We start from the raw sequence: 17,970 nt of genomic DNA on the forward strand, positions 1-17,970 counted from the left end.
CCCGTTTATCCGTTTAATGATGGGTTAAACACGCCATGCTTACGGCGCCAGGTTTACAGGCATTGTAACGCGCGCGAAAAAAGCCTGATCGTTTATACAACGCTGTGACAGAAAGGGGCCGGATAAGGTACTATCGCGGCAAACATCTGCCGCGTCCGGCAGGGATTGATGCGTGTAAAGACAACGCCACGGTCTGAGGAAATGTATTAATGAGTGATATAACTCATGATGGTGCAGAGCGTCTTGCGCTGCATGAATTCACTGAAAACGCCTATCTGAACTATTCCATGTACGTCATCATGGACCGCGCGCTGCCGTTTATCGGCGACGGGCTTAAGCCTGTTCAGCGCCGCATCGTCTATGCCATGTCAGAACTGGGACTGAACGCCAGCGCCAAATTCAAAAAATCCGCCCGTACCGTGGGCGACGTGCTGGGTAAATATCACCCGCACGGCGACAGCGCCTGCTATGAAGCGATGGTGCTGATGGCGCAGCCATTCTCTTACCGCTACCCGCTGGTAGATGGTCAGGGGAACTGGGGCGCGCCGGACGATCCGAAATCCTTCGCGGCGATGCGTTATACCGAATCGCGTCTGTCGAAATACGCCGAAGTGCTGCTGGGCGAACTCGGGCAGGGCACCGTCGATTATGTCCCGAACTTCGACGGCACGCTGAATGAGCCGAAAATGCTGCCGGCGCGTCTGCCGAATATTCTGTTGAACGGCACCACGGGCATCGCGGTGGGCATGGCGACCGACATTCCGCCACACAACCTGCGCGAAGTCGCCAAAGCGGCCGTCAGTCTGATCGACAGCCCGAAAACCAGCCTCGACGAGTTGCTGGATATCGTGCAGGGCCCGGATTACCCGACTGAAGCGGAAATCATCACCTCGCGCGCTGAAATTCGCAAAATCTACCAGAGCGGCCGCGGCTCGGTGCGTATGCGCGCCGTCTGGAAAAAAGAAGATGGCGCCGTGGTCATCTCGGCGCTACCGCATCAGGTCTCCGGCGCCCGCGTGCTGGAGCAAATTGCAAGCCAGATGCGCGCCAAAAAGCTGCCGATGGTCGATGACCTGCGCGATGAATCGGATCATGAAAACCCGACGCGTCTGGTTATCGTGCCGCGCTCCAACCGCGTGGATATGGATCAGGTGATGAACCACCTGTTCGCCACCACCGATCTGGAAAAAAGCTACCGTATCAACCTCAACATGATTGGGCTTGATGGCCGCCCGGCGGTGAAAAACCTGCTGGAGATCCTCACCGAATGGCTGGCGTTCCGCCGCGATACGGTGCGCCGTCGTCTTAACTATCGTCTGGAGAAAGTGCTCAAGCGCCTGCATATCCTTGAAGGTTTGCTGGTGGCGTTTCTCAATATCGATGAAGTGATCGATATCATCCGCAGCGAAGATGAGCCGAAGCCAGTGCTGATGAGCCGTTTTGGCATCAGCGAAACGCAGGCGGAAGCGATCCTCGAACTCAAACTGCGCCACCTGGCGAAGCTTGAGGAGATGAAAATCCGCGGCGAGCAGAGCGATCTGGAAAAAGAGCGCGATCAAATCCAGGGCATTCTCGCCTCCGAGCGCAAAATGAATACCCTGCTGAAAAAAGAGATCCAGGCGGATGCCGACGCCTACGGCGACGATCGCCGTTCGCCGCTGCATGAGCGTGAAGAGGCGAAGGCGATGAGCGAGCATGACATGCTGCCGTCCGAGCCGGTCACTATCGTGCTCTCCCAGATGGGCTGGGTGCGCAGCGCCAAAGGCCATGATATCGACGCTAAAGCGCTAAGCTACAAAGCGGGCGACAGCTGGCTCTCTTCTGCGAAGGGCAAGAGCAATCAACCGGTGGTGTTTATCGACTCCACCGGTCGCAGCTACGCGCTTGACCCGGTTTCGCTGCCATCAGCGCGCGGCCAGGGCGAACCGCTTACCGGCAAGCTGACGCTGCCGCCTGGCGCGGTGGTGGAACATATGCTGATGACCGGCGAGGAGCAAAAGCTGCTGATGGCGTCCGACGCGGGCTACGGCTTCGTCTGCACCTTTAACGATCTGGTGGCGCGCAACCGTGCTGGTAAGGCGCTGATTACGCTGCCGCAAAATGCGCATGTACTGCCGCCGCTGGAAATTGAGCATGACGACGACATGCTGCTCGCCATTACGGCGGCAGGGCGTATGCTGATGTTCCCGGTGGCGGATCTGCCGCAGCTCTCTAAAGGCAAAGGCAACAAAATCATCTCCATTCCTTCCGCTGACGCGGCGAAAGGCGACGATAAGCTCGCTTATCTCACCATCCTGCCGCCGCAGAGCACGGTGACGCTGCATGTCGGCAAACGCAAAATCAAACTGCGCCCGGAAGAGCTGCAAAAAGTGCATGGCGAGCGCGGTCGTCGCGGTACGCTGATGCGCGGTCTGCAACGCATCGACAGGGTTGAAGTGGACGCGCCGTCGCGCCCGAAAGCCGACGACGGCGAGGCGTAATCTCCCGACTAACGCAACATCGCAACGCCTGACCGCCGCCGCGCTTTCTGTGACCCTTAACAGGAAGCGCGGCGGCCTCGCTTGCGTAATTTTCCCGCCCACGCCATTGTTTGTTTGCGCGTGACGCATAAAAATAAGTGTTTGAGTCTGCTCAACATGATGAGCCGCCAGGGATGCCTGACCGTGAGCGGTGTGTTTTCCGTTAAAGCCGTTATACTGGTCCGCGGCCGCGGCTTCAGAGGTAGTTTATGTTATCGATCGTTCGAATGATTATTGTTGTTCTCTACAGCATTGTGGTTTGTATCCTGGGATGCATCTGGTGTCTGTTCAGCCCGCGTAACCCTCGCCACGTCGCAACGTTTGGCCATATGTTTGGGCGTCTTTCCACCGTCTTCGGCCTGAAGGTTGAGCTGCGTAAACCGCAGGGCGCGGAAAACTACGGCAACGCGATTTACATCGCCAATCACCAGAACAACTTCGACATGGTGACGGCATCGAATATTGTTCAGCCGCCTACCGTGACCGTCGGCAAAAAAAGCCTGGTCTGGATACCGTTCTTCGGCCAGCTCTACTGGCTGACCGGCAACCTGCTTATCGACCGCAACAACCGCAGTAAAGCGCATGGCACGATAGCCGAAGTCGTTAATCAGTTTCGCAAGCGCGATATCTCCATCTGGATGTTCCCGGAAGGCACCCGTAGCCGTGGTCGCGGCCTGATGCCGTTTAAAACCGGCGCGTTTCACGCCGCCATCGCCGCTGGCGTGCCGATTATTCCGGTCTGCGTCTCCAACACGCATGGTAAAATTAAGCTGAACCGTTGGAACAACGGTCTGGCCATCGTCGAAATGTTACCGCCTGTCGACACCCAGGGGTGGGGGAAAGAACAGGTGCGGGAGCTTGCCGCCCACTGCCGCCAGTTGATGGAAGCGAAGATCGCCGAGCTGGATAAAGAAGTGGCCGAGCGCGAAGCCGCCGGCAAGGTCTGAGACTGACGGCCTTCGACCGTCATTCATTACCCGTTTTCATGGAGCCATTATGTCACTCAGTCGGCGTCAGTTTATTCAGGCATCGGGCGTTGCGCTCTGCGCGGGCGCGGTGCCGCTGAGGGCACACGCCGCAGGCCAGCAGCCGGCGCTGCCGGTGCCGCCGCTTCTGGAGTCGCGCCGCGGCCAGCCGCTGTTTCTGACGCTCTCCCGCGCCCACTGGTCTTTCGCGCCGGGTACGCGCGCGCAGGTCTGGGGATTCAACGGCCGCTATATGGGGCCGACCATCCGCGTCTGGAGCGGCGACGACGTGAAGCTGATTTACAGCAACCGTCTGCAGGAAAACGTCGCCATGACGGTGAGCGGGTTGCAGGTGCCGGGGCCGCTGATGGGCGGCGCGGCGCGCATGATGTCGCCCGGTGCCGACTGGGCGCCGGTATTGCCGGTACGCCAGGCCGCCGCCACGCTCTGGTATCACGCCAATACCCCCAACCGTACCGGCCAGCAGGTCTATAACGGTCTGGCAGGCATGTGGCTGGTGGAAGATGCCATCAGCAAAGCGCTGCCGGTGCCGAATCACTACGGTGTGGACGATTTCCCGATCATTATTCAGGACAAGCGCCTCGACAATTTCGGCACGCCGGAATACAGCGAGCCGGGCAGCGGCGGTTTTGTCGGCGATACGCTGCTGGTTAACGGCGCGCAGAGCCCCTATGTGGAAGTCTCGCGCGGCTGGGTGCGCCTGCGCTTGCTGAACGCCTCTAACGCGCGCCGTTATCAGCTTCAGGTGAGCGACGGGCGTCCGCTGCATGTGATTGCAGGCGATCAGGGCTTTCTGCCTGCGCCGGTCGCGGTCAAACAGCTCGCGCTGGCACCGGGCGAGCGCCGCGAGGTGCTTATCGACATGACCAACGGCGATGAAGTCTCCATCACCTGTGGTGAAGCGGCGTCCATTATGGACCGCATTCGCGGCATCTTTGAGCCTTCCAGCATTCTTATCTCTACGCTGGTGCTAACGCTGCGGCCCACCGGCCTGCTGCCGCTGGTGACAGATACCCTGCCGATGCGCCTGCTGCCGGATGAGATTATCAACGGCGCGCCGGTGCGCAGCCGTGATATTACGCTCAGCGACGATCCTGGCATTAACGGGCAACTGTGGGATATGAAACGAACCGACGTGCAGACCCAGCAGGGCGCGTGGGAGCGCTGGACGGTGCGCTCGGATATGCCGCAGTCGTTCCATATGGAAGGCGTGAGTTTTCTTATCCGCAGCGTCAATGGCGCCGCGCCGTTCCCGGAAGATCGTGGCTGGAAAGATACGGTCTGGGTGGATGGTCAGGTGGAATTGCTGGTGTACTTTAGCCAGCCGTCCTGGGAGCATTTCCCGTTCCTCTATTCTAGCCAGACGCTGGAGATGGCCGATCGCGGTTCGGTTGGGCAGATGGTGGTAAATCCGGCGCCGTAAGGCGTTGAGAGTGAAAAAAGCCGCTGCGAAGCGGCTTTTTTGTACCTGAGCCTCACGGTGGATACGCTTCGCTTATCCAGCCGATCAAGGCTATATCCATAAGCAGAGCGGGTAAGCGCGGCGTCACTGCCATTGAGGCCATATCCCGGAGCACCCGCGTTGTCAAAAGCCGTTATTCCGTCAGGAACAGCTCCAGCAGCGAGTTCAGAAACAGCTTACCGTGCCCGGTGATCTGCCAGTTCTCCGGTGTCTCCACCAGATAATTGCGCGCAATCGCCTCGTCAATCTGCGGGCGGATGGCGGCTTCATCAAGCCCCGTATAACGGTGAAACTCGGCGCGCGGCGCGGGCTCCAGCAGGCGGAAACGGTTCATGAAAAACTCAAACGGTTTGTCCTGCGTCTCAACCTCATGCTGCTTATCGAGATAAGTGCCGGTCATATAACCGCGTGGATGGCGGGTTTTGGCGGTACGCAGAATACGCCCGTCCGCGAGCGTCACTTTGCCGTGCGCGCCGCATCCGATGCCGAGATAATCCCCGAAGCGCCAGTAATTCAGATTGTGCTGGCACTGGTAGCCCGGTTTCGCGTAGGCCGACGTCTCATACTGCTCATACCCGGCGGCGGTCAGTAACTGATGACCCTGCTCGAAAATATCCCATAGCGCGTCGTCATCAGGCAGCACCGGCGGGCGCGAGCCAAACAGCGTGTTCGGCTCAATAGTCAGTTGATACCAGGACAGATGCGGCGGATTGAGCGCGATAGCCTGACGCAGATCGTCCAGCGCCTCGGCAAGCGACTGATCCGGCAGACCGTGCATCAAATCAAGGTTAAAGCTGCGCAGCCCAAGACCGCTCGCCAGCCGTGCCGCGCGCTTTGCTTCTTCCGGCCCGTGAATACGGCCAAGACGCGTAAGCTTAGGCTCGCTAAAGCTCTGCACACCGATGGAAATTCGGTTCACGCCTGCGCGCTGATACTCTACAAATCGGTCGGCTTCAACGGTGCCGGGGTTGGCTTCCATCGTAATTTCAGCATCCGCTGCCAGGTTCAGACGCGCACGCACGCCGTCCAGCAAGGTTTGCATCGCCGGGCCGGAGAGCAGGCTCGGCGTCCCGCCGCCGATGAAAATCGTCTTCACTTCGCGGCCCTGCGCCCAGGGCGCGTCGTTATCCAGATCGCGTAACAGATGCTGGACATAATCGTCGTGCGGCACTTCGCCCTTCAGCGCGTGGGAGTTGAAGTCGCAATAGGGGCACTTCTGTACGCACCAGGGAATGTGGATATAAAGACTTAAGGGTGGCAAATCAGCCATTACGTATTGCTTCCAGTAATAATTTCAGCGCCTGCCCGCGGTGGGAGATAGCGCTTTTCTCTTCACGCGTCAGCTCGGCGGCGGTTTTGCCCTCGGAGGGGACAAAGAAAATCGGGTCGTAGCCAAAGCCGCCGTTGCCTGCCGCTTCACGGGTGATCACGCCCGGCCAGCTGCCGTGACAGACAATCGGCGTGGGATCTTCCGCGTGACGCATATAGACCAGCACGCAGTGGAACTGCGCAGTACGCTGTTCGTCCGGGACATCTTTCAGGGCCACAAGCAGCTTTTCAAGATTCTGCTGGTCGGTGGCGTCCATCCCGGAATAGCGGGCGGAGTAAATCCCCGGCGCGCCGCCCAGAAAATCCACGGCCAGGCCGGAGTCATCGGCAATCGCTGGCAGCCCCGTGATCTGCGCGGCGTGGCGCGCTTTCAGAATCGCGTTTTCGATAAACGTCAGACCGGTTTCTTCGGCGGAGTCGACGCCGAGTTCGGTCTGCGCCACGATATCCAGCCCAAACTCCCGCAGTAATGAGGCGAGTTCGCGCACTTTACCGGCGTTGCCGGTCGCGAGGACAACTTTCTGCATAGCTCAATCCTGTAATTATTGGGTGACAGCCGCAACTTCCGTTGGGATCTGTTGGGGGTCGATAATTTTGACTTGCTTATGACGGCCCAGTTCGCCTTTTTCAATCACTACCTGGCTTTTGGCCACGCGAAACTGTTTTGCGAGGTATTTAACCAGGTGGGCGTTGGCCTGACCATCAACCGGCGGGGCGGTAATGGCGACTTTCAATTCGTCGCCATGTAACCCGATAATGCTGTCGCGGCTGGCTTTCGGCTGGATATACAACCGCAACACCAGCCCGTCGACGGTTTTACTGACGGCACTCACAGCAGATTCCACAGCCCCGGGAAGAGATCCATGCCGAGGTAGTTCAGCAGATAAAGCAGGATAATCACGCCCATGGCGGAAAAATCGATGCCGCCCATCGCCGGAAGAATGCGGCGAACTGGAGCCATCAGCGGCTCGGTAAGCTGGATCAGCACAAATTCAATCGGGCTGCGGCCCTGGCTTACCCAGCTCATCAGCGAGCGAATGATAATCACCCAGAAGACCAGCAGCCCGGCGGATTTCAGCAGCGACAACAAGCCCACCACCAGGTTAAACGGATCGAGCGATAAGCCGCCCGACTGAATTAACAGCAGCAGCGGGAATTTCAGCGTCGAGAGAATAAACGCCACCAGCAGCGAGGCGGTATCGACAGGCCCCATTGACGGAATAATGCGGCGCAGCGGGCCGATAATCGGCTGGGTAAATTTCACGACCGTCTGGGCGAGCGGGTTATAAAAATCGCAGCGCGACCACTGCATCCAGATGCGCAGCAGCAGCACCATCACATACAGCTCGATCACGGTTTTGACCAGGAAAGTCAACGTCAGCATGGCGTTCCTCAGAAGTTAATGTTGAGCGGCGCGGGCATAATCGCGCGCGCCGAAAATCGCGGTACCAATGCGCACCATCGTGCTGCCTGCGGCGATGGCGGCTTCCATATCATCGCTCATGCCGAGCGAAAGCGTGTCTACCGTCGGGTAGCGGGCCTTAAGCGCGGTGAACGCCGCCGCCATCTCGCTGGCGACGGCAAACTGGCGCTCGTACGCTTTTTCCGGTGCCGGAATGGCCATCAACCCGCGCAGCCGCAGGCGCGGCAGGGCGGCCACCGCCGCCGCCAGCGCGTCCAGCTCGTCCAGGGCGATGCCGGATTTGCTCTGTTCATCGCTGATATTAACCTGAATCAGCACGTTAAGCGGCGCCATCTCGTCAGGGCGCTGCTCGTTCAGCCGGGTGGCGATGCGCAGCCGGTCGACGGTATGACACCAGTCGAAATGCTCCGCGACCAGACGGCTTTTGTTGGACTGCAACGGACCGATAAAGTGCCACGTCAGCCCGTCGACGCCCGCCTCACGAAAATGCTGGATCTTGTCCACTCCCTCCTGCACATAGTTTTCACCGAATTCACGCTGCCCGGCGTCGATAGCTTCTGCTATCGCGCTCGCAGGTTTTGTTTTACTCACTGCAAGCAGCGTAACTTCTTCTGGAGCCCGGCCGCAGCGTTGTGCAGCCGCTGAGATCTTTTGCCGAACCTGCGCTAAGTTGCGTTCTGTCTCACTCATGGTTAGGGAAGCTATATGGAAATGGATGAATTAGTGGCGCTTAGTGTAAAGCATAATGTTTCGGATCTACACCTGTGTAGCGAGCTGCCTGCGCGCTGGCGCAGGCAAGGGCGGCTGGAGCCGCTTACGCACCCGGTGCCGAAGCCGGAAAACTTGCTGGCGCGCTGGCTCGACGACGCCCATCAGCGCGAGCTTTCCGAGCGCGGGCAGACGGATTTCGCGGTGAGTCTGGCAGGCGGCGTGCGCCTTTGCGGGAACGCGTTTCGCCAGATGCAGGGCGTGTCGCTGGTCTTGCGCCTGCTGCCGCGTGGCTGTCCGCGGCTCGAGGCGCTGGGCGTACCGGCGGCGGTGCCGGGGCTGCTCAATATGCCGGACGGCCTGCTGCTGGTCACCGGCGCGACCGGCAGCGGTAAATCCACCACGCTTGCGGCGATGGTCGGCTACCTGAACGAGACGCTCGACGGCCATATCCTGACGCTTGAAGATCCGGTTGAGTTTTGTCATCAACCCGCGCGCTGTCTCATTCAGCAGCGTGAAATCGGCACCCACTGTCAGAGCTTCAGCGACGGGCTGCGTGGCGCGCTACGTGAAGATCCGGATGTCATTTTGCTGGGCGAATTGCGGGACAGCGAAACCATCCGGCTGGCGCTGACGGCGGCGGAAACCGGCCACCTGGTAATGGCGACGCTGCATACGCGCGGCGCGGCACAGGCCGTCGAGCGCCTGGTGGATGTCTTTCCGGCGGATGAACAGAACAAAGTACGCAGCCAGCTTGCGGGTAGCCTCAAGGCGGTGCTGGCGCAAAAGCTGGTGGCGGACGCGCAGGGCGGAAGGACGGCGCTTCATGAACTGCTGATTAACACGCCAGCGGTGGCGAACCTCATCCGTGAGGCGAAAACGCACCAGTTGCCAGGCCTGATGGAAACCGGCCAGCAGCACGGGATGCAGACGTTCGCGCAAAGTGTCGCGATGCGTCTTAACGAAGGCAGACTGGCGCTGCAAAAAGAGGCCAGCGCCGCGCACTGGTGCTAACGCACGTGGAGCGCGTAGAGCGCGGGCAGGCCGCCCGCAGTACTGACAATCTCAAGCCGGATAACGCGCGCCGCGCTGGAGGCGTTGAGGCGGTGCTCGCAGACCGAGCGATGGTTATCGGCCACCTCCGCCAGCAGCGCGTCATCAGCCCAGAGGCGGTAATGGGTGACGCAGTGGGGCGTCACGGCGCGGTCATGGCCCATCTGTACCGTCTCCATCGCGTTATCAAAATCGTTATCAAAGATCAGCGTCAGTGCCTGGAACGCCTGGGGTTGCGGCCAGCGCCATTCGACGGCAGGAAGCGGATCGTCCATCGCTGGCACCCAGGCGTTGGTTTGCTGTTCCGGGCGCAGGCGGCCATTGAGCAGATTTTCCGCCGGGTAGCAGCGCAGCGGGGCATCGAGGCGCAGCGCGGGCATAATCTGGTGCGGACGGCGGCGCGGCAGCCAGAAATCGAACTCGTCCACGCCGTAGTCGCCGTCCACGACCTGGCGCGAGCGTTTGGCGACGCGGGCGTTCACGCTGTTAAACACCATCATAATGCCCGGCAGGTGCTGCGCGCTGAGTGCCAGCTCGACCCCGTCGCAGCGATCGAAAACGACAAACACGTAGCAGTCCGCTTCGGCGGTATGGCGCAGCGCCACCCGGTACGAGGCGGCATCGCGAATCTCCAGTTCGCATTCGTCAAGCCAGCGCTCCGGCGTATAGTTGCCCGGCTTGTGACTGGTAAGCAACTGAACGTGCAGGCGCTGAGGCGCGTCAGCCCGCAATGTAAAATGCAGGGTGGGCAGCGATTGCCCGGCCCGCAGCGGCAGCAGCAGCGCGGTGCGGGCCGACAGCGGCGCCCATTCGCCGTTCGGCGTCAGCTCAGCCAGTTGATATTCGCTGCTGACGCGAAGCTCTGCGCCGCGCGCCGGGTCGTTCAGCCGCTGGCGCGGAATATAACAGCCCGTCGCCTGCACATGCTGTTGCAGCGCGCCAATGTGCTCGCGTGCTGCCAGCTGGCGCGGCGTGAGCGTCTGTTGATGGCAGATCGCCGCCGCGCGTCCCACGATTTCGCCCAGCAGTCCGCAGGTACACATCACGCGGGCGCTGCCGAAGGCGACATGCGAGGCGGAGATGAGCCGCCCGGTCAGAAAGAGATTATCAAGCGAGCGGCTGTACAGGCTGCGCCAGGGAATGGTGTAGGTCCCTTTGCTGTGAAACTGGCGGCAGCCGTCGTGGGTGCTGTAGACGCCATCTGCCGGATGCAGATCGATAGACCAGCCGCCGTAAGCCACGGCGTCGTAATGGTCGCGCTGCTCGATAATATCCTGCTGGCAGAGCAGGTAATCTCCCATAAACCGGCGGCTTTCGCGCTTGCCGGGGATGGTGCCGACCCACTCGATAGTCAGATTATCGGCATCGGGAAACTGTCCGGAGTTTTTAATATGATCCCAGACGCCCCAGACGATTTTCCACAGCTCCCATTTGATCTCTTCGCTCTGATGCACGGTGTCGAGGCGACCGCCCCATTCGAGCCACCAGAGATCGCAGCCGTTTAGCGTGGAAGTCAGACGCTGGTAGCGCGGGATGTCGGTGATGTCTTTCAGCGCGAACGACGGCGGGACGAAGCGCACTGGCCCGCTGGTCTGTTTGGTGTAGAAGTAAATTGAGTGGCCGAGTTTATGCCCGAAGCTGTCGCCCGGCGCCATTTTTTCGCCGAGCTCGTCAGCCTCTTCCGCGCCGACGCGAAACTCGGCGCCGGAGAGGTAGCCGAGTACGCCATCGCCGGTGGCGTCGCAAAACTGGCTGGCGGTAAGAGTATAAAACGTCTCGTTGATGGCGTTAAAGCCACGCACGCGTTGAATACGCCGGTCGTTGCTTTCCACCTCAAAAATCGCCGTGTTGAGCAGCAGCGTCAGGCCGGGCTGGGAGCGTGCCAGATCCAGCAACACCAGATCGAACATCACCGGATTGCCCTCTTTGTTGCGCCAGAGGTTCTCTTCCAGGATCTCGCCCATAATACCGCCTTCGCGTGCCCAGCGGTTATTGTTGCCCATGTGTGAGGTTGCGCCGTTGGCCCACAGCCGTACTTCGCTGGAGGCATTGCCGCCGAGTACCGGTCTGTCCTGTACCAGGATCACGTGCAACCCATCGCGGGCCGCAGCCAGCGCCGCGCACAAACCGGCCAGCCCGCCGCCCGCTACCAGCAGATCGGCATGAAGATGCTCCTCAGGAAACGTGCGGTCGGCGCTGCGGGGAAAGATGTTCATAAGCTTGTATCCTTCTTAACTGGCATTACACTCATCACATTGTCATGCAACGGAACTTCGCTATGTCCTCACAACCCAACCAGAGTCTGATCGATGGGATCCGCTGTCTGCAGTATCTGGTTTCGAGCGATCGAGCCATCGGTTGTCGCGAACTGGCCCGCCTGATGGGCATCAACACCACGCGCGTTAACCGTCTGCTGATGACGATGGCCTCCATCGGCCTCACCATGCAGGACGAGCAGCGCCGTTATCTGCCCGGTCCCGGCATTCACGCCCTGGCGGCGCAGGCGATCCGCGGCTCCGCGCTCTTCTCCCATGCGTTGCCGCAGCTTGAACAACACGCGCCGAAAGATGTCGTCGTGGCGCTCGGCGTGCTCTGGGAAGATCAAATCATCTATATCTACCACTCGACGCCCGGCAGCCAGATGAGCCAAGCCCTGGCCGGGTTTCGTATGCTGCCCGCCTGGCAGTCGGTTATCGGCATGGCGCTGCTCGCGGCTGAAAGCGATGAGGCGCTGGAAGGGCGCTTCACGCCCGAGCAGTGGGCTCAACTGGCACCCCACGTGGCGCAGCAGCGCGAGCGCGGCCAGGTTATCTGGCGCCACGATGACGGCGAAGTCTCAATGGCGAAACCGCTTGGCATTCACAGCGCCGCGCTGGCGTTAGCCGGTATGTGGAATATCAGCGCGCCGGAAATCCACACCCGCCTTGAGCAATTGAATGAACTGGCCATGCGGCTGGTAAAACCGGTTTGACGGTCATTCTTTATGTTTCTTTTATAGAAACGATTAGCGGCGCTAGCAAAGGCGTTACGACAGATCTGTGATCCGTGGCGGATTCATTAGCGGAAATAATCCGTTTAAGACGGGAGAGAAGGGCGCAGCGCCAGGCGACGCTGCGCGTAAAATCTTAACCGTGTTGCTCGAAGTAACTTTCCAGAATAACGACCGCAGAAGCGGAGTCGACGCTGCCTTTGTTTAGCGCGCGAAACCCACCGCGCTCGAAGAGCCCGGCCCGGGCTTCCACGGTGCTGAGACGCTCGTCATGCAGCGTCACTTTCACGCCGAAGCGGCCATGCAGCCGGTTGGCGAAGGTGCGGGCGCGCGCCGTGAGCGGCTGTTCCGTTCCGTCCATATTCAACGGCAGGCCGACGATGATGTCATCCGGCTGCCACTCTTTCAGCAGGCGCTCAATGAGCGACCAGTCCGGGTTGCCGTTCTGCGCTTTGATCGCGTTCAGCGGACGAGCGGTGGCGGTCACGCGCTGTCCAATCGCCACGCCGATACTTTTGGTGCCAAAATCGAAGGCCAGCAGGGTACCGCTCATTACGCGTGCCCCGCTTCGCCAGGCATGGTGTGAATGTCTATTCCGATAAGCTTCGCGGCCTCGCGCCAGCGGTCGGCGATCGGCGTGCGGAAAAGGATGTTCAGATCCGCCGGGGCCGTAAGCCAGGCGTTTTCCAGGATTTCTTCTTCAAGCTGGCCTTTCTCCCACGAAGAATAGCCGAGCGCCACCAGCACATCGGCGGGCTGCTCTGCGGTGCCGAGCGTTTCCAGTACGTCGCGTGAAGTGGTGATAACCGTGTTGTCAGAAATACGAATGCTGGAAGAGAACATATCGGGCGGCGTATGGAGGATAAAACCGCGATCTTCCGCCAGCGGGCCGCCGAGGAATACCGGTTTATCGAGACGAATAGCCGGGTCGCGCGGCTCCGGCGTGATTTTCAGTTTCTGAAGCACACCTTCCACCTGCAGATTTTCCAGAGGCTTATTAATGATAAGACCCATGGCCCCTTCATCATTGTATTCGCAGATATACACCACGGAACGGCGGAACAGCGGGTCCTGAAGGGCCGGCATGGCAATGAGAAAATGATGCTGTAAATTCATCGTCAAAAGTTCTGTAGTCCTGGTTGGAAAATCGGCAGATTCAGTATGCGGGGAAAGTCGCGAGCTGTCACCCCCGGTGGGGTAACGGGCGGGGATCCCCGCCCGTCAGGTTTACTTAGCGAGGCGTTTTTCAATGGCGTCCATCAGCATGCCGGTGATGGAAATCGGGAACTGGGCCTCGATTTCCCGGATGCAGGTCGGGCTGGTGACGTTAATTTCGGTCAGCTTGTCACCGATAATATCCAGGCCGACAAAAATCAGCCCTTTCGCTTTCAGCGTTGGCCCCACGCGGCGGGCGATTTCCCAGTCGCTGTCAGAAAGCGGACGCGGCTCGCCGCGACCACCCGCCGCCAGGTTGCCGCGGGTTTCGCCGCCCTGCGGAATACGTGCCAGGCAGTAAGGCACCGGCTCGCCGTCCACCACCAGCACGCGCTTGTCGCCGTCTTTAATCGCCGGCAGGTAGTTTTGCGCCATGCAGTATCGGCTGCCAAGCTCGGTCAGCGTCTCCGCAATGACGGACAGGTTCGGGTCGCCTTCTTTTACGCGGAAAATTGACGCGCCGCCCATACCGTCCAGCGGTTTTAAAATGATGTCGCCATGTTTTTCCCAGAAGGCTTTCAGCTGCGCTTTGTTGCGCGTCACCAGCGTGTGCGGGGTAAGGTCGGCAAACCACGCGGTGAACAGTTTCTCATTGCAGTCGCGCAGGCTCTGAGGCTTGTTGACGATAAGCGTGCCTTTTTCTTCAGCGCGCTCAAGGATATAGGTGGCGTAAATGAATTCGGTATCGAACGGCGGATCTTTACGCATCAGCACCACGTCGAGATCGGCCAGCGCGATATCCTGCTCGGTACCGAACTCGTACCATTTGTCGTAGTTCTGCTCAACGCTCACAAGACGCGTGCGGGCGCGGGCGTCGCCGTTGTTCAGGTAGAGGTCCGCCATTTCCATATAGTGGAGTTCGTAGCCGCGGCGCTGGGCTTCCAGCAGCATGGCGAAGCTGGAATCTTTTTTGATGTTAATGCTTGCGATGGGGTCCATCACGATGCCGAGCTTGATCATTATTTTTCTCCTTTAGCCCAGATCGCCAAAGCGCACCTGCAGTGCGGTGATGGCGGTGAGCGCAGTGGTCTCTGTGCGCAAAACGCGTGGTCCTAACAGGATATCAGTAAACTGGTAACGTGCGGTCATGGCAATTTCATCGGCGGTAAGGCCGCCTTCCGGGCCGATCAGCAGGCGCACGCGCCCGACGGGCTGCGGCAGCGTGTTGATGCTGTGCGCGGCGCGCGGGTGCAGATTCAGCTTAAGGCCGCTGTCTGGCTCTACGCACCAGGCCTCCAGATCCATCGCCGGGCGGATTTCCGGCACCACGTTGCGCCCACATTGCTCGCAGGCGGCGATGGCGATTTTCTGCCACTGCTGAAGTTTTTTATTCATGCGCTCTTCATCAAGCTTAACGCCGCAGCGCTCGGAGAACAGCGGCGTGATAACGCTGACGCCAAGCTCGATCGATTTCTGGATGGTGAACTCCATTTTTTCGCCGCGCGACATCACCTGGCCCAGATGTAAAAAGAGCGGCGATTCGCGGTTCGCGGGCTCGCTGCTAAGCACAGTCACCAGCACGCTTTTTTTGCTCGCCTGGGTGATTTCTGCGGCGAAAACGTGGTTGCTGCCGTCGAAAAGTTGCAGCGCCTGGCCTGCGCTCATGCGCAGCACCCGGCCCACATGGTTGGCGGCGTCTTCATCAAGGGCGATTTCGCGCCCGACGATTAACGGCTCGGGATGATAGATGCGGGGAATTCGCATGGGCTTTTTCCGGTAAACGGGCTTGCGGCATCGCGCGGCAAGCCCTGCGTTAACAATTGCCCGGTAGTGTAGGTTAGCGGTTTTGCCCCTGGCAAGCCTGCTGTACGTAGGGGTTATGGTTGCCCTGCACCTTCGCGATGCGCGCGTCGCGGGTGCATTCCCACGCGGTGACCGGGTAGAGCTTGTTCCAGGCCTCGAAAAGCTGCGTCTGCGCGCGCGACAGATTGAGCTGATATTTATCGCGCATATAGAAATAGGTGCGCGCGATAGCGCCACGGGCGCGGGCAGGCGGCTCGGCCTGTTTATTTTTAAAGTCGACCTTCATTTCACACTGGCCATACTGGCCCTCGCCGCCGCGCCACTGGCTGTAGAGGAAATTCCCACGATCGCCGTTCACCTCGCCAACGGCGGGTTGCAGGTTATGAAGATCGGTTTCCATTTCGCGATAGATCGGGTCTTTATCGCAGTTTTTACGCCCGCCTTCCTGCCAGCACTGGCGCTGGTGGCCGAACTGCCACGCAGGCACCACGTGCTCCCATTCGATACGCGAGGCGCGGTTTTCGTTTTTGCGTACCTGATAACCACACGCGTTGAGGTCGGGAATACCCTTTTTGCCCTGCCAGGTGATGGGGCAGCCGCAGTAGAAATCGCCCGGCGCGTCGGCGTTGATTTTTACGCCAGCGGCTTTGGCCTGGCTGAAGCTGTGGATCCCTGCCGCCAGCGCGGCAGGCGCGACAACGGCGACGCTCAGCGCTGCCGCCAGTAAAATTTTGCGAGACATCTTCCAGTTCCTTATCTGAAGGTGTTCGCAACGTAACGAAGGAGGGCGCCGGAAGCAATCGGTTATTGCCAGAAATTTCCGGAAGGCGTCAGTTTTCCGCCACCAGCGTATCGCCGCAGCGCACGCAGCGGTACTGGGTTTCGCCGCGCACCACGCGGTTGTGGCGGCGGACGGTCAGCTGATGCTGCTGACAGCGGCAGCGGTAGAGGAAGGTGTTGGCGCGCACCGAATTGAGTTCAAACTGATGCGTTCGACGCGCCGGTACGCCAAGCACGCTTTCCATCATCCATTTCCACTCTTTGCCGTGGGGCGGCACACGCCCGAAATGTTTCCAGACCAGCAGATGCGCCAGCTCATGCGGCACCACTTCGTCGATAAACGCCTGCTGGTTTTCCATCAACAGCACCGGATTTAAACGGATTTCATAGCTTTCGAGCCAGGCGGTGCCCGCCGCCGTGCCACGCTGCTGATAGACCAGTTTCGGCTCAGGGTAGCTGCAGCCGAGCTTCAGGTTGGCGCGCGCAAGGGCGTCGCGCAGGCTGCGCATGACGGCCTGTTGAATGGCAATGGGGAGGCGTGGGGTTTTCATGACGAAAAGAATAACGTTTCATCTTATCAGTGACAATGCTTACCGTTATTAACGACAGGTTTTATCCGGTAATAAAATGACCGTTGCTAATCCTTTTCTGAATTACTGATGCGTGTTTATTTACCGTCGCGGGTTTGGCGCGCGCCTCTTTTATTAATTCAGTAGATTGCGCTGGCAATCACAAAATATAACCTCTCCCGGCATTATATAAGCTGTTGTTAATTTATCTGTTGTAACCACGGCGCGCTTTACGTCACTGGCAGTGCGGGAAATTATTAAGTCATTTTATGAGGCTGGTAGCGAGCGTCATAACGCGATAACGTTAAAGAGATTATATAAATGAATAAAGGATGGTTATTAGGATTATGCATGGCGGGCATTTCACAGCAGGCATTAGCGCAGGAGGAATATTTATCAGACTGGTGGCATCAGAGCCTGAATGTCATTGGGCGTTATCATACGCGTTTCGGCCCGATATTAACTAACGATCTTTATCCGGAATATACGGCTTTCGGTAAAAAGGACTGGTTTGATTTTTACGGCTATGTCGATATTCCTAAATTTTTCGGCGTTGGTAATACGCCGGACCACGGCGCGTGGGATGATGGATCGCCGCTGTTTCTGGAAATAGAACCACGCTTCTCACTCGATAAGCTGACCGGTGTGCCGCTGGTATTCGGCCCTTTTAAAGAGTGGTATATCGCAAACGACTATGTATATGACATGGGCGATAATCGGACGTCGCGGCAAAGCACCTGGTATATGGGGTTGGGGACGGATATCGACACCGGATTGCCGGTGACGCTGGCGTTTGACGTTTACGCGAAATACCAGTGGCAGAACTATGCGGCGGCCAATGAAAATGAATGGGACGGGTATCGTGTAAAAGTGAAATATGCCATTCCCATTACCCGCCTCTGGGGCGCGCAGTTTACCTATTCCGGTTTACGAATTTTGATTTTGGCTCGGAGCTGGGCGACAGAGATAACGCACGCACTAATGACTCTATCGCCTCTTCGCATATTTTTTCGCTCAGCTGGGCGCACTGGAAAACCGCCGTTACGGCGCGTTATTTCCATAATGGCGGCCAGTGGAAGGATAATGCGAAGCTTAACTTTGGCGACGGCGACTTTTACGTCAAGGCGACCGGCTGGGCCGGCTATTTTACGGTCGGCTATTCCTTCTGAAACCAGGGCATAAAAAAGGGATGCC

General features: G+C 59.0%; 17 protein-coding genes and 1 pseudogene. 6 read left to right on the forward strand and 12 right to left on the reverse strand.

Translation table 11 applies throughout. The features are described from left to right. Positions 1-209: 209 nt before the first annotated feature. The 3 genes from parC (at position 210) to ftsP (ending at position 4,928) form a co-directional block, all read left to right on the forward strand. Entirely contained in the window at positions 210-2,480 is a 2,271-nt protein-coding gene (gene parC, locus BJP61_RS04700; RefSeq protein WP_171997906.1) for a DNA topoisomerase IV subunit A, read from the forward strand. A 248-nt stretch (positions 2,481-2,728) separates the two neighbouring features. Next, positions 2,729-3,466: a 1-acylglycerol-3-phosphate O-acyltransferase gene (locus BJP61_RS04705; protein WP_038867897.1), complete on the forward strand. Its 738-nt coding sequence runs from the start codon at positions 2,729-2,731 to the stop codon at positions 3,464-3,466. A gap of 49 nt (positions 3,467-3,515) precedes the next feature. Continuing rightward, positions 3,516-4,928, forward strand: coding sequence for a cell division protein FtsP (gene ftsP / locus BJP61_RS04710; protein ID WP_038867900.1), 1,413 nt, complete (start codon positions 3,516-3,518; stop codon positions 4,926-4,928). Between the two features lie 172 nt (positions 4,929-5,100). Here ftsP and hemW read toward each other — a convergent pair whose 3' ends face one another. Genes hemW through BJP61_RS04735 form a run of 5 tightly spaced genes read right to left on the reverse strand, consistent with a single transcriptional unit; the run spans position 5,101 to position 8,409 of the window. Then, entirely contained in the window at positions 5,101-6,237 is a 1,137-nt protein-coding gene (gene hemW, locus BJP61_RS04715) for a radical SAM family heme chaperone HemW (protein ID WP_038867902.1), read from the reverse strand. Further along, a complete protein-coding gene (locus BJP61_RS04720; RefSeq protein ID WP_171997907.1) occupies positions 6,230-6,823 on the reverse strand; it encodes an XTP/dITP diphosphatase in 594 nt (197 codons plus the stop codon). The genes hemW and BJP61_RS04720 overlap by 8 nt, the downstream gene beginning before the upstream one ends. A 15-nt stretch (positions 6,824-6,838) precedes the next feature. Continuing rightward, positions 6,839-7,129: a DUF167 family protein YggU gene (yggU, locus tag BJP61_RS04725; protein ID WP_171997908.1), complete on the reverse strand. Its 291-nt coding sequence runs from the start codon at positions 7,127-7,129 to the stop codon at positions 6,839-6,841. After that, on the reverse strand, positions 7,126-7,680 hold the full coding sequence (locus BJP61_RS04730; RefSeq protein WP_038867909.1) for a YggT family protein: 555 nt from the start codon (positions 7,678-7,680) through the stop codon (positions 7,126-7,128). Before BJP61_RS04730 ends, yggU begins: the two co-directional genes overlap by 4 nt. Positions 7,681-7,695: 15 nt before the next feature. After that, positions 7,696-8,409, reverse strand: a complete 714-nt coding sequence (locus BJP61_RS04735; RefSeq protein ID WP_075193405.1) for a YggS family pyridoxal phosphate-dependent enzyme — start codon at positions 8,407-8,409, stop codon at positions 7,696-7,698. Between the two features lie 15 nt (positions 8,410-8,424). Between BJP61_RS04735 and BJP61_RS04740 the strand changes: the two genes are divergently transcribed. Beyond that, positions 8,425-9,441 (forward strand): type IV pilus twitching motility protein PilT, encoded by a 1,017-nt coding sequence (locus BJP61_RS04740; protein ID WP_171997909.1) that lies wholly within the window; start codon positions 8,425-8,427, stop codon positions 9,439-9,441. Here BJP61_RS04740 and BJP61_RS04745 read toward each other — a convergent pair. Continuing rightward, positions 9,438-11,696: an FAD-dependent oxidoreductase gene (locus BJP61_RS04745; protein ID WP_171997910.1), complete on the reverse strand. Its 2,259-nt coding sequence runs from the start codon at positions 11,694-11,696 to the stop codon at positions 9,438-9,440. The genes BJP61_RS04740 and BJP61_RS04745 overlap by 4 nt on opposite strands. A gap of 62 nt (positions 11,697-11,758) precedes the next feature. Here BJP61_RS04745 and BJP61_RS04750 point away from each other — a divergent pair, with 62 nt between their 5' ends. Next, positions 11,759-12,451, forward strand: a complete 693-nt coding sequence (locus BJP61_RS04750) for an IclR family transcriptional regulator (RefSeq protein ID WP_075193407.1) — start codon at positions 11,759-11,761, stop codon at positions 12,449-12,451. A 154-nt stretch (positions 12,452-12,605) separates the two neighbouring features. On the opposite strand, the gene ruvX is transcribed toward BJP61_RS04750, so the two are convergent. The 6 genes from ruvX to BJP61_RS04780 all read right to left on the reverse strand — a co-directional run bounded on the left by ruvX (position 12,606) and on the right by BJP61_RS04780 (position 16,758). Continuing rightward, entirely contained in the window at positions 12,606-13,022 is a 417-nt protein-coding gene (gene ruvX, locus BJP61_RS04755; protein WP_038867918.1) for a Holliday junction resolvase RuvX, read from the reverse strand. After that, positions 13,022-13,585 (reverse strand): YqgE/AlgH family protein, encoded by a 564-nt coding sequence (locus BJP61_RS04760; RefSeq protein ID WP_038867921.1) that lies wholly within the window; start codon positions 13,583-13,585, stop codon positions 13,022-13,024. The genes ruvX and BJP61_RS04760 overlap by 1 nt, the downstream gene beginning before the upstream one ends. Before the next feature lie 111 nt (positions 13,586-13,696). After that, positions 13,697-14,644, reverse strand: coding sequence for a glutathione synthase (gene gshB / locus BJP61_RS04765; RefSeq protein WP_038867923.1), 948 nt, complete (start codon positions 14,642-14,644; stop codon positions 13,697-13,699). Between the two features lie 12 nt (positions 14,645-14,656). Then, a complete protein-coding gene (rsmE, locus tag BJP61_RS04770; RefSeq protein WP_171997911.1) occupies positions 14,657-15,388 on the reverse strand; it encodes a 16S rRNA (uracil(1498)-N(3))-methyltransferase in 732 nt (243 codons plus the stop codon). 73 nt (positions 15,389-15,461) lie between these two features. Then, positions 15,462-16,169 (reverse strand): deoxyribonuclease I, encoded by a 708-nt coding sequence (gene endA / locus BJP61_RS04775; RefSeq protein WP_038867927.1) that lies wholly within the window; start codon positions 16,167-16,169, stop codon positions 15,462-15,464. A gap of 88 nt (positions 16,170-16,257) precedes the next feature. Continuing rightward, positions 16,258-16,758 carry a SprT family zinc-dependent metalloprotease gene (locus BJP61_RS04780; protein WP_038867929.1) on the reverse strand — a complete coding sequence of 167 codons (501 nt, stop codon included), beginning with the start codon at positions 16,756-16,758 and terminating at the stop codon, positions 16,258-16,260. A gap of 369 nt (positions 16,759-17,127) precedes the next feature. On the opposite strand from BJP61_RS04780, the pseudogene BJP61_RS04785 reads away from it, so the two are divergent. Continuing rightward, positions 17,128-17,945, forward strand: a pseudogene (locus BJP61_RS04785) (nucleoside-specific channel-forming protein Tsx). Positions 17,946-17,970 lie beyond the last annotated feature (25 nt).

This window comes from Cronobacter sp. JZ38 (assembly GCF_008932145.1).
In the GTDB taxonomy this organism is placed as follows: Bacteria; Pseudomonadota; Gammaproteobacteria; order Enterobacterales; family Enterobacteriaceae; genus Cronobacter; species Cronobacter muytjensii.

What these genes read in the sequence shown, in the direction of transcription:
- BJP61_RS04730 (WP_038867909.1), bottom strand. Translation starts at nt 7,680, where the DNA reads ATGCTGACGTTGACTTTCCTGGTCAAAACCGTGATCGAGCTGTATGTG.
- ftsP (WP_038867900.1), top strand. Translation starts at nt 3,516, where the DNA reads ATGTCACTCAGTCGGCGTCAGTTTATTCAGGCATCGGGCGTTGCGCTC.
- BJP61_RS04740 (WP_171997909.1), top strand. Translation starts at nt 8,425, where the DNA reads ATGGAAATGGATGAATTAGTGGCGCTTAGTGTAAAGCATAATGTTTCG.
- BJP61_RS04745 (WP_171997910.1), bottom strand. Translation starts at nt 11,696, where the DNA reads ATGAACATCTTTCCCCGCAGCGCCGACCGCACGTTTCCTGAGGAGCAT.
- endA (WP_038867927.1), bottom strand. Translation starts at nt 16,169, where the DNA reads ATGTCTCGCAAAATTTTACTGGCGGCAGCGCTGAGCGTCGCCGTTGTC.
- BJP61_RS04760 (WP_038867921.1), bottom strand. Translation starts at nt 13,585, where the DNA reads ATGAATTTACAGCATCATTTTCTCATTGCCATGCCGGCCCTTCAGGAC.
- ruvX (WP_038867918.1), bottom strand. Translation starts at nt 13,022, where the DNA reads ATGAGCGGTACCCTGCTGGCCTTCGATTTTGGCACCAAAAGTATCGGC.
- parC (WP_171997906.1), top strand. Translation starts at nt 210, where the DNA reads ATGAGTGATATAACTCATGATGGTGCAGAGCGTCTTGCGCTGCATGAA.
- BJP61_RS04750 (WP_075193407.1), top strand. Translation starts at nt 11,759, where the DNA reads ATGTCCTCACAACCCAACCAGAGTCTGATCGATGGGATCCGCTGTCTG.
- rsmE (WP_171997911.1), bottom strand. Translation starts at nt 15,388, where the DNA reads ATGCGAATTCCCCGCATCTATCATCCCGAGCCGTTAATCGTCGGGCGC.
- BJP61_RS04780 (WP_038867929.1), bottom strand. Translation starts at nt 16,758, where the DNA reads ATGAAAACCCCACGCCTCCCCATTGCCATTCAACAGGCCGTCATGCGC.
- BJP61_RS04735 (WP_075193405.1), bottom strand. Translation starts at nt 8,409, where the DNA reads ATGAGTGAGACAGAACGCAACTTAGCGCAGGTTCGGCAAAAGATCTCA.
- BJP61_RS04720 (WP_171997907.1), bottom strand. Translation starts at nt 6,823, where the DNA reads ATGCAGAAAGTTGTCCTCGCGACCGGCAACGCCGGTAAAGTGCGCGAA.
- BJP61_RS04705 (WP_038867897.1), top strand. Translation starts at nt 2,729, where the DNA reads ATGTTATCGATCGTTCGAATGATTATTGTTGTTCTCTACAGCATTGTG.
- gshB (WP_038867923.1), bottom strand. Translation starts at nt 14,644, where the DNA reads ATGATCAAGCTCGGCATCGTGATGGACCCCATCGCAAGCATTAACATC.
- hemW (WP_038867902.1), bottom strand. Translation starts at nt 6,237, where the DNA reads ATGGCTGATTTGCCACCCTTAAGTCTTTATATCCACATTCCCTGGTGC.